The sequence below is a fragment of the Bacteroidia bacterium genome, assembly GCA_026932145.1.
Taxonomy (GTDB): domain Bacteria; phylum Bacteroidota; class Bacteroidia; order J057; family JAIXKT01; genus JAIXKT01.
The window spans coordinates 40,981-57,107 of the sequence record JAIXKT010000032.1; the positions used below are offsets into that span (position 1 = coordinate 40,981).

The window sequence follows — 16,127 nt, forward strand, 5'->3', positions numbered from 1 at the left end:
ATAACAAAACTCTTTAATTTGTTTTAAACCAAAAACTTATTCCAATAATACAACATACTAAGTATTGATTACAAAGTATTTATGTATTTAGCTAATTTGGATTTTAAGTTTGCAGCTTTATTTCGGTGAAAAATATGATGCTTGGAGCAGCGATCAATCATAGAAACTACACGCGGAAATAATGAAGTAGCGGTTTCTTTTTCTTTGGTTTTTCTGAGTGTTTTGATCAGTGTGCGAGTAGTAACCAATTTGTAACGGTTACGTAATCTTCTCTTAGCAATCTGGCGAATTCTCTTTTTCGCAGATGATGTGTTAGCCATATTATTTCTGTCTGTTCTGAATTTTAGGGCGCAAAGTTATAGTTACCTGATGACGTTTCCAAGTGTTATTTTTGGGAATTTTACTTAGATTTTGTGAAGTATGTCTAATCATAAAGTAATCCTTACAAAATCTGCCTCCAATTTGCCCCATCACTCTGTAACATAACACTGGAATTTATCGGCACATTACCAACAAAAGCACCTGTGAGATTGAAATAATTGGTAATAGCTATCGGGCCTGCTGCTTGATTTACGATAACGTAAATTCTACCCTGGCAGGTATTGGCTATGGGGAGGTTCAAAGCACCCAGAATACCTGTTTTTATTACCGTAAAATAGGTATCATCTAAATTAATTGTTCCTACTCCTACAACAACAATAGGTAGTGAGAAGGATCCATTGTTATGGAGGGTGGAACTTGGGTTATTTGTGCCTATACCTACACTACCGGCATTAGGAGGAACAATGATGGCATAATTACCGGTAGTGGCACCGCTTGCCCCAAAATATCCGGCTATGTTTTTTCCTGCGGTAGCACCGACTACAGAATTATAGGAACCATAAGCGGTAGCCGCAGTCGTTGAATTAACACTGGTGCGTACGCCAAAAGCAGAAACAGTACCTCCAGAAACGCTTATGTCTAAACCACGTGTAGAATTTGCTGTATTTCCGAGAGCAAGTATAGATGCCGCAGTTACTCCACCTGTACCTGAACTTGTAGTGGCGGATATATCGGCACCGTATTTGGGCTCCGAACCGTCAGACGAAGCGTGAGCAAATAATGCAGAAGTACCTACGGGTGTCCCCGGTGAAGACCCACCTTGAATATTCCTTACGAACAACGAAGGTGTGCTGTTGTTTACATTATTAGAAGCAAAATAAGCATTGCCAAGTAAATGTAATGGGTTGGTAGGTACGGCCGTGCCGATACCTACCCTTCCGGCATCATCAACGATAAAGGCTGTTGTGCCGTTATCCCGCACCTCAAAATCTCCGGTAGAAGATAAGTTAAAAATAGTGTTGCTGCCACCGCTGTTTTCAAAAGTCAAGCTATTAGAACCTTGGGTTAGTGTTGTATTTGTTGTTAGGTTGCCTCCTAAGCGCACATCAAAGCCGGATAGCGTTAATCCGTTGCTGGCCGTAGTGGATTCTCCAGTCGGTAAAGATGTCCACGTTAAGCCCCCGAAGCCGTCATTCTTTAAATAGGTATTAGCACCGCCTTGGGTGGCCGGAAAATTGGTAGGTACGTCGTTTATTTTAACGACATTACCGGTAGCATTCACTTGAAATTTTTCTGCTACTGAAAACGTTTGGCTTGGTGCAGTAGTGCCTATCCCTACGTTTGTATTTGCCGTAGCTCCGTTTTGGCCGTTTATGCTGCCTAATACCATACTGTTGTCGGTAGTTACATAAGCTTTTGCTCCGATAGCTGTGGCGTTGGTTAAGTTATTGCTGCCTACATCGGCATTACGTCCTAAAGCGGTATTGTAATTTCCGGTAGTATTGCTAAGAAGTGAACTATCTCCTATTGCTGTGTTATAGCTTCCGGAGTTACTGTTAATCATTGCGTTATAGCCTAAGCTGCTGTTACCTATTCCGGTTGTATTGTTGAAGAGACTACCATTACCCATAGCCACATTTCGAGATCCTGAGCTGTTGTTATTCATTGTTCCAAGACCTATTGCCGTATTTTCGCTTCCGTCCACATTTGAGTATAGCGCCCATGCACCCAGAGCTGTATTGGAAATACCAATTGTATTTAATGATAATGATCGTAATCCAACGGCTGTGTTGTTATTACCGCTTGTATTTGAGAGCATTGAGCGCTGTCCCAATGCTGTATTGTTAGCACCCGTGGTATTAGCATTAAGAGACAAGCTGCCTACTGCCGTATTGTTATTTGCCGTAGTGTTATTTTGTAATGCCTGATAGCCTACAGATGTGTTATTAATACCGGTTGTATTGTTAGATAATGCCTGATAGCCGATAGCATTGTTATTAGTTCCGTTAGTGTTAGCTTGTCCTGCATTAGTGCCAATAAACACATTAAATCGGTCTGTGCCATTATTTTGGTTTTGTCCGGCGTTTTCGCCTAGGAATACGGATTGTGCGCTATTTAAGACTTCAATTTGGCCTTTTGTAGTAAACCGGAAGCGATCTGTATTGTTGTTTTTTATCAGGATCGGTTTGTTATCTGTAGTTCCTATAAAGTGTGTTCCTGGAATTGTGCCGGCATTGCCGGTTAAATTCCATTCATTGCCGCCGGATGGTGCCCAGCTGAGATTTCCGGAGCCGTCATTTTTTAAATAAGTATTGGCACCGCCTTGGATAGCCGGAAAACTAGTAGGTACGTCGTTTATTTTAACGACATTACCATTAATATCTACTTGAAATTTCTCTACGACAGAAAACGGCTGAGTAGGTGCAGTAGTCCCTATGCCTACCTTAGTATTTGCCGTAGCTCCGTTTTGGCCGTTTATGCTGCCCAGCACCATGCTGTTATTAGCTGTTACATAGGCTCTTGACCCAATAGCCGTAGCATTGGTTAAGTTATTGTTACCTACATCGGCAAAATACCCTAACGCACTGTTATTGCTGCCGGTGGCATTGGTAAGTAAAGTGCTATCGCCAAAGGCGGTGTTAAAATTACCTGATGAACTATTGTATAATGAATATTTTCCGTTCCCTGTATTACCGCACCCCGTGGTGTTGCTGTATAGCGAATTAAAACCGCTTGCCGTGTTGTTATTACCCGCTGTGTTGTTGGATAGCGATTGATAACCGCTTGCCGTGTTATAGGTACCCGTGATGTTGTTGTATAGCGACCCTAAACCGCTTACCGTGTTATACCCTCCCGTGGTGTTGCTGTATAGCGATAGATAACCACTCGCTGTGTTGCCGCTACCCGTGGTGTTATTGTATAGCGAATAATAACCGCTTGCCGTGTTATAACTCCCCGTGGTGTTGCTGTATAGCGATAGATAACCACTTGCCGTGTTATACCCCCCCGTGGTGTTGCTGTATAGCGAATTAAAACCGCTTGCCGTGTTATACCCCCCCGTGGTGTTGCGCATTAAAGCTCCATTACCAATGCCTACATTGGTTTTAGCTGTATTCACCAAGCCGGCTCTGTAGCCTAAAAATACGGAACCGGTATCTATGCGCCCGGCTTGCATATTATTGACCTTAAACTTCAAACTCTTTAGGTCAGTGGTACCTATAAAGTTGATAGAAGTATCTGTGCCGGCATTGCCGGTTAAATTCCAGCTATTGCCGCCGGATGGTGCCCAGCTGAGATTTCCGCTGCCGTCATTTTTTAAATAAGTATTGGCACCGCCTTGGATAGCCGGAAAATTGGTGGGTACGTCGTTTATTTTAACAATATTACCATTAATATTCACTTGAAATTTTTCTGCTACTGAAAACGTTTGGCTTGGTGCAGTAGTGCCTATCCCTACGTTTCCAGTTCCATTTACAAATACACCCTCGTTATCTCCGTCCCCGCTTAGATAGTTGTTATTTAATGCTATATTTTGGGTAGCTGTATGGTCGCCCAGATTATCTCCGGAACCAGAACTTATATTTATCCATACAGTACCGTCAAAATATTCAAACTGATTTATATCTGTGTTGAATATCAGCAAGCCGGTTGCCGGAGATGCTATTCCGGATCGGGCTGAAGTGGTCATTCGAGGCACTAAAATACCCTTATCGCCTGACTGAATATCCAGCATAGCAGAGGCATCAGGGGTGAGTGTGCCAATGCCTACCTGCGCAGATACTTGTATAGCAAAACAAATTGACAGCAAAGCAATCTGTAAATACTGTAAAGGAGAGTTGTATTTCATCGGACTAATAGTATATTAACGCAATATTACGTATTTTCCCGAATAAATGTTGTGATATTTAAGTGTATTTTTTTAAAAAAAAGTAAACTATGATTCCTATTTCAAGCCCTAAAAATTTCTTAAAACTTAAACAATAAAGATTGTAAACAAAAAATTTATATTTAAGTAACTATCTGATTTTCAATGATATTTTCGGGTAGTTTTTTCTAAAAAATCGTTTGTTCACAATGCTAAACATACAAACTTACTTACTGAACCCGAACCGTCCAAAATTATTAATCCTAAAACTAAATAACGAACTATCTATATTTAGTTACCAAACCTGATAAACTTTTTTGGGTACTGTCTAAACAGGATCTGTAAGCGGCACAGAACTACGGGCAAAATTGGATATAACGTTGGATAGATAGCCGCTTTATTTGTGCAACTTCAATGTATAAATTACACAGTTAGCTATGTATCACGATATTACATTTAATTCTTTTCCGACTTGGACAAAACTCTCGATTGCTTTTTCCAGATGTTGCCGGGTATGGGCAGCCGAAAGTTGAACTCTGATTCTGGCTTGGCCTTTGGCTACAACCGGATAGAAAAATCCAATTACATAAATTCCTTGTTTGAGTAAGTTTTCGGCAAAACGCTGAGCTAATTCTGCTTCATAAAGCATGATGGGAACGATAGGATGCTCTCCCTGTTTTATGCTAAAGCCGGCGTTAGTCATTTCTTTTCTGAAGAAAAGCGTATTTTCTGCTAATTTATCTCTTAATTCTGTACTTTCTTGTAAGATATTGAAAACCTCTAAGCTTGCGCCCACAATGGCCGGAGCTACGGTATTTGAAAATAGATAAGGTCTTGAACGTTGGCGTAATAGGGCTATAATTTCTTTTCTGCCGGAGGTAAAGCCGCCGGAAGCTCCCCCCAAAGCCTTCCCTAATGTGCCAGTGATAATATCCACTTCACCTAACACACCGCGTAACTCTACTGCGCCACGACCGGTTTTTCCCAAAAAACCAGTTGAATGACATTCATCAACCATAACTAAGGCTTGATATTGCTTCGCTAATTTACAAATAACATCTAACTGCGCTATTGTACCGTCCATTGAAAAGGAGCCATCTGTTACGACAATACAATACTTAGCTTGGTTCGCTTCTTGTAGGCAGCGCTCTAAGTCATTCATATCATTGTGTTTGTACCGAAAACGCATTGCTTTACAAAGCCGAACACCGTCAATAATACTGGCGTGGTTAAGTTCATCAGAAATGATAGCGCAATTTTCATCAAAGAGTGGCTCAAAAACACCCCCGTTAGCATCAAAAGCCGCTGCATATAAAATAGTGTCTTCGGTATGCAAAAAAGAGGAGATGGTTTGCTCTAATTGAAGGTGAATATCCTGCGTTCCACAAATAAAGCGTACCGAAGACATTCCAAAGCCGTGAGTTTCTAAGGCTTTGTGCGCAGCCGCCAACACACGTGGATGCGAAGAAAGCCCTAAATAGTTATTAGCACAAAAATTAATGACTTCTTTTCCATCCGCTAACGTAATTACGGCACCTTGCGGACTTGCAATAATCCGCTCACGCTTAAACAATCCGGCACTCTCGATAGCAGTTAATTCTTGCTGTAGCCAAGTCTGAAAATTCGTATTATACATATTTTAGATACAAAATTAATGATAAATCACTATTCGCTGCGCGTAGCGCCGTGCTCCAGATTGTATTTCAAGGTGGTAAACTCCATTTGATAATTCTGTAGAAATATAATTTGGAAAACGGGTAGATATTTGCTCTTGATGCAGCATTTTTCCCTGTGTATCAAATATCTTTAGATTCGCTAATGGTAAATCAAAGTTGGTACAGTTTAGCTCAAACTGCCCAGCATTTGGGTTAGGGAAGATTGTAATGTTTTTATCTATTAAACTTTCTCTACCGGTAGGCAATACCACGATTTGTTTGGAAATCGTATCACTGCACAGCCCATTGCTGATTGTTAATGTAACTACATAAACCCCTGATGTGGTATAAGTGTGGTTTGGGTTAGGTTGGCTACTTGTGGTATTATCTCCAAAGTTCCAAGCCCAACGAAATGTTCCCGAAGTGGACATATCCGAAAAACGAACTGGAACAGTGTTTGCTGCAATAGTATCTACGGAGGTGTTGAAGTTGGCTGCGATAGCACTTGATATTGATAACAAGAGAATATGGTGTGCCGAAGCTCTACTCCAACGAGGGCTATCATAAGACTCCCAAGTCCCGTTGGATAATAATGACCATGCCGTGTTGTTAGACTTTGGAGTGCCAATTCCAATGGCTACGGTATCTCCGGCTTGGTCTGGTAATTTAACGGCAATATAAAATCCGGTTGTTTTAACCTCAATTGCTAACGGAAAGTCAATGATTGTAGATTGATTGAGGGAAATATCATTCAAAATACGAGATAAAGACACAGATGTTTTTCCTAAAATTGAATAAGGCGTTCCATTAATACCATCGTTTGCAAAGGCGAAAATATCAACCATTGTGTTGGGGTTTGCCTGTGTAGCGTACTTAAACGTGATAGAGCCTGTTTTTAATAAGTCTTTTTTGTTTACAGAAAAGAATTCGGCTTTCATAACGTCTCCATCAAGGTTATTTCCAGAGATAAAGGTATTTCGGCTGTCTAAAATAAGTTGGGGAGCGCCGGCAGAAAAGTTTTCTCGGGAAAAACATTCATAATCACCGGCAAATAGTGGAGAAGTCCATAAACCGCGTCCATAAGTTCCGGCATATATCTTGTTTGACAAATAGTTTATTTCTAAATCATTAACAATTGTGTTTGGTAAACCGTCATTAAAAGGCATCCAGTCTGATAGCAATGAGTTGCGGTAAAAAACGCCTAAATCTGTTCCGATATACATTGCTTCGATGTCGGTTTTTTCATAGATAGAGCAGTTTATGGGAACGTTAGGGAGTGTTCCTGAGATGTTTTCCCATACATAGCCGCCGTCATAGGAACGATATACTTTGGCATTGGGGTCATAGCCGGAGTAGGTAATCATGAGTACCATTGGGTCGTCCGGGTGGATAGCTATTCCGGAAATATCTTGACCCGCAGGCAAATTATTGGAAAGATCTACCCATGAATTTCCGCCATCTTGGGATGTGTATAGTGTAGAATAAGTCGCTGCATAGATGAAATTACCATCAGAAGGAGCGACCGTTAGATGCCTAAAGAGGTTTCCACTGGATATTCCGTTTGTTTTTTTAGCCCATGAGTTTCCACGATTAGTAGTTTTATAGATTTCGTCATATCCGGCATATAAAGTATTTGTTTGGGTTGGGTTGATGGCAAAAGGAGTTACCCACGCACCGTTACTGGCGGCAGAGATATTTGTCCAAGACTGCCCAAAGTTGGTACTTCTACTGATGGCTCCGTAGTATAAAGAGCCATACATAATACCGGAATTTACGGGGTCAATATGGCAATCCATTCCGTCTCCACCAAGGGCACTTTCCCAATAACCATTTTTATAGACGTTTGTACCATTATCTTGTGCTCCCCCAATGGCGATGTATGAGTTAGATGCAGCTACGCTAATTTTGTAAAACTGCATAATTTGAATATCATTATTGGCATCTGCCCAAAGATACCCTAAGTCTGTGGTGTAGTAAATTCCGCCGTCATTGCCTGCAAACAAAGTGTTGCTATTCGGCTGAAAGATGAGTGTATGTTGGTCAGCATGAATATCATTCATCCAAAAGGCACTTAACGACCAAGTGCTACCTCCGTCTCCTGATTTCCAGATGTTTACGCCACCAACAAAAACCATATCGGCATCTACTGAGGAAGCAGCTAAGGCTAAATCATACCAACCTTGCCCGGTATTATCTGAGCCGTCATATTCCCAACCAAGTAGGTTTGGCGTATTAGAACGTTCTGACCAAGTGATTCCGTTATCAAGAGAACGCCAAAGTCCTGCAAATCCGTTTGTACCACTTTTGGATAGTAATGCATAAACAATGTTTGGGTTTGCCGGGGTTACAGCTATGGCGATTCGATTTACTCCGCTTGTTGTGATTTGATTTGTAATACCTTGCCATGTAACGCCGTTATCAGTGGAGCGAGCAAAATTAGAAGATCCGCTTCCATAGATAATATCGGGGTTCGCAGGGTTGATTTCCAAATCTCGTAATTGCCCGAAATAAGTTTGTGTCCAGCTTACACCGGCATTCGTAGAACGAAAAACGCCATTGGATGTAGATGCGATGAGAATTGCCGGATTATTGGGGTGCATTAGCAGCCGATATACGTGGCGGGTTTGGTAAACCTGAAAGTTTAAGCCGGTGATAGACCAAGAACCTCCGCCGTCAAAAGACTCCATAACTCCCACTGAATAGGTATCATTACCGTCAGGATCTCCGGTAGCAATAAACAGATGTTCTGGGTCAGAATGGTCTATTATGATGTCAGCTATTCCGATAGAGGGGATTCCGTCTGTCAAGGGTATCCAAGAGTTACCCCCGTTAGTAGTTTTCCAGACACCGCCGGCTGGAGTTCCAATGTACCAAGTGTTATTGTCGGTTGGGTGAAAGGCGATACAATTCACGCGACCTGCTCCAGATTGAGGAACACGGCCTTCGGGGCCAAGAGGCTCCCACATAGCAGCCTGAGTTTTATGGGTGCGAGGATGCAAGGTTTCATAAGAACGCCACTCTGAATATAACTGCATAGGATTAGACAAAGTCCCTGCGCTTGAAATACGTGGCTCCCAAAAATATTCCCAACGTTGATACGGCTTCCAGCCTCTTGTTTTGCGTAAATCGTACTTTTGCCTAAACTGTTTAAAGGATGCTTGATATTCCTGAAATGTTTTTGGCGGATTATTCGGGTCTATCCAAGATTGTGCAAGCAAAATAGAAGGTAAAATCCCAATCAAAAAACACAGGACTTTTAGTAGATTTTTCACAAAATATATTACAATAAGCAAAGTTAGTAAAGTTTAACTTAGGCATAATGGTGTTTAGAATTATTCTTTATGGGTTATGGTTTGGAAAGTATGAAAGCTACGTTTTCTAAGTGTATCGCAGCTTTCTTGTAGTTCGGTGAATCCCTTAGAAATCCCACCTGATTTTCTATTTCTAACTTGTAATGAGTTGCTTCTATTTTGAGATATTTTTGATACTTTGGTAGTATAAAGGTAAGTAATCCTTAGTTTTGTTCTATACCTAAACTATTAAGATACTCCTTGATTATCAATCGCTTTATTACACTTTCTGAACCAAAACCCATACTTTTTGCAAAAAAAATAATCAATTTTCTGTTTTTGGGTTGAAAAGTTCAATATTTATACTTAGTTTTGTAACAAACTATTAACTTCAACGTTATGTCTCAACATTTCCTCGATTTTCGGTCTAAGCAGATATTTAGTTTTCTGCTGTATGTGTGCCTAAGCGCATCTGGGTTACTTTACGCACAAGGAGATTTACCGTCTCCGGAGAGAGTAGCAGAAAAAATGCGTATGGTGGATTCTCTCAATGCGCTACCGCCAAGAGCGACTAACGCATTGCCGCCAAAAATAGGCAGTTCTTTTACGCCGTTTGCTACCAGCCCTAATTCGGACTGTGGTAATGCTATTCCTATTTGCCAGCAAAGTTATACGCAAACCTCATCGTATGACGACTATGGCTATATTCAGGAATTGAGTTCTACTTGTTTACTTGCAAATGAGCAAAAAACAGTTTGGTACATATTTACGGCTCAATCTTCAGGGAGTTTTGGCTTTATGATCAATACTCCTTATGACTATGACTTCGCTTTATTCAACATAACAGGCAATAGTTGCTCAAATATTTCTACGATGACCCCTGTTCGTTGTAACTTTTCCGGAACCTACGGGCAAACAGGTATTGATGCCAATAACGTAGTAGGGGGAAATATCAGCTATAATGCCAGCCAATCGCCAAAGATGCCCGGTATTAATGTAACCGCAGGGCAAACTTATGTATTGGTTTTAGATAACTATACACGTGACGTAACCGGCTACACCATCGCTTTCAATGGAACAGCTTCTATCTTTGACAATACAGGGCCTACCATAAGTACAGCTACTTTAAATTGTGCTGCTACTTCAGGTCAGATTTTAGTTACCTTTGACGAACCTGTTCAATGTTCTTCTTTAATACCTGCTAACTTTTCTATTGCAGGTGGCTTACCTGCATCTATTCCGATAACTGCTATTACCGGCGTAGGTTGTGGATCTGGTACTTTTGCTACACAAGCTTACTTATCATATAATCCAAGCACAATTTTAAATGGAGGGCCTTATACCGTTACAGCTACGGGTATTAAAGATAAGTGCGGAAATACCCGAACCTCTTCTCGTTCAATTCCTTTTACAGTACCTGCATTACCCACCTATTCTGGTACCATTACTTGTGGTACAAATGGGAACCTTCGTGTAACTTTTTCTCAACCCGTTTGGTGTTCCTCTATTCAATTAGCGGATTTTTCAGCTATCGGCGGCCTGACTTTAACCTCGGCTACACCTGTAAATTGCACGGGAAGCCCTACCTCAACAACTACAGTAGATATAGCATTTAACACACCCGGCACATCAGGCAGTTATTCTATTAACTTAACGGGCACTATTTTATCTGCTGCTTGCACCCCCGGCTATACCCTAAATACAGGTACTGTCTTAACATTCAATTACTTGGCGAATCCAACTATGTCTGCTACTGCACCTTCGATTTGTCTGGGAGTAGGCACTAATGTTACCTTTACCTTAGCCGGCTTACCTGCTTCAGGAGCAAGTGTAGCATGGATGCCTTCCGGCGGAACCGTAGGTGGAACTCCTTTTGGGCAAACTTACACGGTTGCACCTGCCACAACTACAACTTATACAGCTACTATTACTTATGGTGCTTGCGTAAAAACAGCAAGTTATACCGTTACAGGTGTAGCCGCACCGGTATCAACTGTAACTCCGCAAAATATAGCTATTTGCGCTGCTAATGTACCGATAGCCGCTAATGCTACCATCAGCGGTGGCCCTTGTGCCGGCTGTACTTATGCGTGGACAGCCTCACCGGCAGAAGGTGGGTTCCCAACAACGGGTACATCTATAACCGGAACACCCGGGCATACTTATACTGTAACCGTTACTTCGCCTGCCGGCTGCGTAAGTGCTCCCGTGAGCACTACTATTAGCTCTGCTGCTTCACCCCCCCCCATTCCTACTTGTAATGTACTCTTTGTCTCTCCTGGAGGTGGCGGAACAGGATTAGCTGCGACATCACCTACTACTTTAGCAAATGCATTAAGCATAGCCGGAACAAATAACGTAGTGATTAAAATGACTGTAGGCGTTTACAACCTTTCAGATTTTATAACCATTAGTTGTAACAATGAGTTAGAAGGAGGATACAATGGCACATTTACTTCCAAAACTTCTGATATGTCTGGTGGCGCAAATACCACTATTATTAGGAGAAATACGACTCAAGATACTGACGTAGGTGGAGGTTCCCCTCGGGTTTCAGCTATCCGTTTTGCAGCAGGATCTGCCGGTATGCGCTTACAAGATATACGCATAGAAGTAGCCAATGCAGCCGCTGGCTCACGTGTAACCAACTACGGGGTATATGTAGGTTCGGGTTGCTCTAACTATAAAATTGTTCGCTGTTACATTACTTCCGGTATCGGCGGCTCTGGTGTGAATGGAACAAATGGTTCTGGCTTGAATGCATCTGGAACACCCGGCACCGGTGGTGGTGGTGGTGGTGGAAGCTGGACACAGTGCGGGGGTACTGGCGCTACAGGAACTGCCGGAGGAACATCTTCCAATGGTGGTGCCGGTGGTGCTGGTGGTAGCGGCTGTAGTGGTGGAGGATGTAATTTTTGGGGCTGTAATGCGAATACTTGTAGAGGATATACAGGTGGCACGCCTAGTATACCTGGTACACCTGCTCAGCCGGCTACGGCTGCTACGCCCGGTTTGGCTAATCCCTTTTACAACCCTGCCGGGGTAGGCACCACAGGAACTGGCGGTATTCACGGCGGCGGCGGCGGCGGCGGCGGCGGCGGCGACCTCGGTACTTGCTGTACGTGCTCTTGCGGCGGTGGTGGCTTGAATGGAGGTACAGGCGGCACCGGCGGGCGTGGCGGCAACCCCGGAACAGGCGGCTCAGGCGGCGGTGGATCTTTCCCTATCTATATTATTAACAATGGAACAGGCGCAGAAATTACAGATTGTATGTTTAGTAATGTTGCGGGTTCAGGTGGTTCTGGTGGAACGGGAGCAGGAGGATCAGGTGGTTCTAGTGGTTCGGCAGGTCAAGATCATAGCCGTTGTGGCGATGGTGGCGGTGGTGGATGGGGGGGATGGGGTGGAACAGGTGGAACGGGTGGAACGGGAGCAAATGGCCCTTCCGGACTAACTTGTAAAATAGCTCTCGTTTCCGGCTCAAACGTTACCTATAAAAATAATGGTTCCAGCTCATCGCTTGGAATAGGTGCCAATAATCCTGCTGATTTTAACTTACTTACTCAGTCTATTATTACTGTATCAGGTGCTTCTTGTACCGGCCAAAACTTTACACACACTACGGCAGCACCCTCTCCTTCATGGACCAGCTTTGGTGCTACCGCTAGCCCTGCCAGTGGAACAGGTTCACCCATCAACACCCAATACTCCGGTTTTGGTAGAAAAGTCATAACAATGACTACTGGAACTCCACAAGTATGTGGCACTTGGACTGATGACTTTGAAAGCAATAAAGGCTGGACTTTTACTGCCGGCGGTGGCGTAGCCAATAGAGCCGTACCTTATGCAACTAATTGCTCTGGCACTTGTGTAACCGGTGGCGCACGTGGTGGTACTAACGTAATAAACCTTGCAAACTGTGGAAATTATGCTACAACTTATGCTACTATCACCTTAACATTATGTTCTGCTGGTGTTTTTTCAGGTTATTATAAAATAGGTTCAGAAAGTACTTATGATTTATTTAATTATGCTATTGATGCCATTCCGGTGAGAGGTACAAATACTATAGCTAGTGGTTGTAATAACAATTGGACAGCATTTAATATTAATGTACCTGCAGGAACACATACTATTTATTTAGGTTATTGTACAGATGTATCTGTTACGGCTAATGGTGGTAAAGTTTGGTTAGATGATGTTCAGTGTACCAATGTGGAGTTATCGCCGGCTACTTTTGTATCCAATACTTATACAGATTTTAACAATGTGATTGTGTCAGTGCCGCCGCTACCTACTATTACGGCATCGGCAGTTAATTCCTGCCCGGGTACATTGAGTTTTACCACTACTGTAGGAGTAACTCCCGGTTATACTTTTCTGTGGTCTGCACCTGCGGTTTCCGGTCAAACGCCAACTATTTCTTCTTCTACTTCTCCTTCACCTACTATTACTTTCCCGAACGCTACTGCATCACCGATTACTTTTACGGTGAATTGCCAGATAACTACTCCTTGTTGTGGAGTTTTGGGTACTGCCACACGAACAATTACCATTAATCCTATTCCGGTGGTACCTACAGCAGCTAATGTGGCTACTTGTACGGGTGGTTCGGCTACTTTAACGGCTACAGCACCGTCAGGTGTTACTTTTACTTGGTACAATGTACCAAGCGGAGGTTCAGCCTTGGCAGTCGGGCCTACTTACAATATTGCTTCTTGCCCTTCGGGTGTTACGAACTATTATGTGGAGGCAGAGAACGCTCAAGGCTGCCAATCTGCCCGTACTTTGGTTACCCTTACAGGAACAGCACTATCTACGCCTACTGCAGGTGCGTTTACTACTCCTTGTGTGGGTGGAAGCACCACTCTTTCCGTAACTTGCCCTACCTGCCCTATAGGTACTATATTTAGTTGGTGGAATGCCCCAACCGGCGGCACAACTTACGGTAATGGTGATAATATTGCCACTATAGCTATCAACGCCCCTACAACTTATTATGCTGAAGCTGAATCGCCTAATGGTTGCCACAGTGCAAGGACACCCATTACTATCACCCCGGGTGCGGTAACACCTCCCACAGCTACGCCTTTTGCTCGTTGTGGTGCTGGTCAAGTAGATTTAAGCGTAAATCCTATTGCGGGTGCAACCTCCTACAATTGGTATAATGTATCTATGGGGGGAGTAGCTCTACAATCTAACTTGTCATTACAATTTAGCCCAACTATTGCTACTACTACCACTTATTATGTATCGGTAACCTTAGCAGGTTGTTCTGAGAGTGCAAGAACGTCAGTAACCGGAACAATATTGCCTCCTCAAGCTACCGTTTATTGGACAGGAAATATTTCTAACAGTTGGTTTAACCCCAATAACTGGTATCCGGTAGGTTGCTTACCTGATTGTGGTATCAATGCAGATATTCAGGCTAATCGTCCGCCGGCAGCCGGCGGTGGTGCCTGCCCGAATCAACCGACTATCCCTTCTTATCCTACCCATGCAGAATGCCAAAATATTACGATTGGAACGGGAGCTACTTTGACTTTTGGCGCACCGGATGCTTACTTAGGGGTGTGTGGAAATTGGTCCCAAGCAGGTACTGTAACAATGACACAGGGAACGGTTGAGTTCCAAGGAATCGTAGGAAACCAAAATTATACAAGAACAGGTGCTGGTAATCTTTACAACGTAATAATCAATAATACTTCAGGTACTGCTACTGTTACCCTAAACAATGACATGGTTTTAAGTAATGGAGGTACATTGGTATTCTCAAGCGGCAGAATTGTTACAGGAGCTAACGAAGTTTATGTGATGAATGGTTCTCTTACAGCGATTTTGGGACATGGTATAAATTCTTATGTACAAGGTAATTTAAGAAGAGAAATTACCCAAATAGGAGCTTACGAATTCCCCGTAGGTCTTGCACCGGCTTCTAAGGGCTATCAACGCTCAATAATAGACTTCTCTAATATAGGTTCTATTCGTAGATTAAGAGCATTCTTTATCTTACACCCTATTTTGCCTTCTGCTCTTAATATAGCAGAATGCGGAACTACATTTAACTGCGATCCTTTTGATAATGGTAAATGGGTAATAGATGCTTTCAATGCAGGAGGTGCTTCTATTTCCGGTAGTGATGCTATCTATTCACCTACGTTATATCCACGCACAGTAACGAACTACTGCCCGGGCGCAGCAGGTTACACGGTTATGAAGCAACCTACAGGGGCTGGTAATTCGTGGAATATGTACGGTACTTGCGACCCAACATCTACATCAGCCCGAATCACTCGCCTCAATATTACAAACGGATTCTCGGAATTTGGTGTAGAACAATCTACTACACCTCTCCCCGTAGATTTCCTTTCTTTGACTGCCAACCCAATAAACAATCAATACATAGCAGTTAAGTGGATTACAGAAAAAGAATTTGAAAATGTAGGATTCGAATTAGAGAGAAGTTTAGATGGGCATCAATACCAAAAAATCACTTGGGTGGACGGCAATGGAACTTCTCAAGTACAGCATACCTATGGATATGATGATAAAAATGTGAACGCCAATAACTTATACTACTACCGCTTAAAGCAAATAGATTCTAACGGAGGCTTCAGATATTCCAATGTAGTATCAGCAATGATTAACTCTAATGAATTAGGTATTCAATTATATCCTAATCCAACTAGTGGGCAGCTTAATATTGACTTCTTCACTCCGGAAGATGATATTTTGCAGGCCAAAGTGATTAATGTTTTAGGCCAAGAAGTTCTCAAAAAACAATTTACAGCGAAAAAAGGACCACAGACTTTCATATTAGATATTTCAGGAATTGCTGAAGGTACTTATACCGTAGTATTAAGTAATTCAACAAAGACTATTACCCAAAAGGTAGTTAAAACGAAATAATAAATTCTGTTTCCAAATAGAAGAGGCTGCCCTAAAGGCAGCCTCTTCTATTTTAGCTAAAAAATATATTATACGATAGTGAAAAAT

General features: G+C 42.5%; 5 protein-coding genes. 1 reads left to right on the forward strand and 4 read right to left on the reverse strand.

Annotated elements, in window-relative coordinates; translation table 11 throughout:
- Positions 1 to 68 precede the first annotated feature (68 nt).
- The 4 genes from rpsT to LC115_07945 all read right to left on the reverse strand — a co-directional run bounded on the left by rpsT (position 69) and on the right by LC115_07945 (position 9,113).
- A complete protein-coding gene (rpsT, locus tag LC115_07930; protein ID MCZ2356600.1) occupies positions 69 to 320 on the reverse strand; it encodes a 30S ribosomal protein S20 in 252 nt (83 codons plus the stop codon).
- Between the two features lie 122 nt (positions 321 to 442).
- Positions 443 to 4,168, reverse strand: coding sequence for a hypothetical protein (locus LC115_07935; protein ID MCZ2356601.1), 3,726 nt, complete (start codon positions 4,166 to 4,168; stop codon positions 443 to 445).
- Positions 4,169 to 4,628: 460 nt separating this feature from the next.
- Positions 4,629 to 5,822, reverse strand: coding sequence for a glycine C-acetyltransferase (gene kbl, locus LC115_07940; protein MCZ2356602.1), 1,194 nt, complete (start codon positions 5,820 to 5,822; stop codon positions 4,629 to 4,631).
- A 15-nt stretch (positions 5,823 to 5,837) separates the two neighbouring features.
- The gene (locus LC115_07945) at positions 5,838 to 9,113 is read right to left on the reverse strand and encodes a T9SS type A sorting domain-containing protein (GenBank protein ID MCZ2356603.1); all 3,276 of its coding nucleotides are present in this window, start codon (positions 9,111 to 9,113) and stop codon (positions 5,838 to 5,840) included.
- A 3,753-nt stretch (positions 9,114 to 12,866) separates the two neighbouring features.
- On the opposite strand from LC115_07945, the gene LC115_07950 reads away from it, so the two are divergent.
- Positions 12,867 to 16,040 (forward strand): T9SS type A sorting domain-containing protein, encoded by a 3,174-nt coding sequence (locus LC115_07950; protein MCZ2356604.1) that lies wholly within the window; start codon positions 12,867 to 12,869, stop codon positions 16,038 to 16,040.
- Positions 16,041 to 16,127 lie beyond the last annotated feature (87 nt).

Bases quoted from the DNA above. Each gene is read 5' to 3' on its own strand.
- kbl (MCZ2356602.1), bottom strand. From the start codon at position 5,822: ATGTATAATACGAATTTTCAGACTTGGCTACAGCAAGAATTAACTGCT.
- LC115_07950 (MCZ2356604.1), top strand. From the start codon at position 12,867: ATGACTACTGGAACTCCACAAGTATGTGGCACTTGGACTGATGACTTT.
- LC115_07935 (MCZ2356601.1), bottom strand. From the start codon at position 4,168: ATGAAATACAACTCTCCTTTACAGTATTTACAGATTGCTTTGCTGTCA.
- rpsT (MCZ2356600.1), bottom strand. From the start codon at position 320: ATGGCTAACACATCATCTGCGAAAAAGAGAATTCGCCAGATTGCTAAG.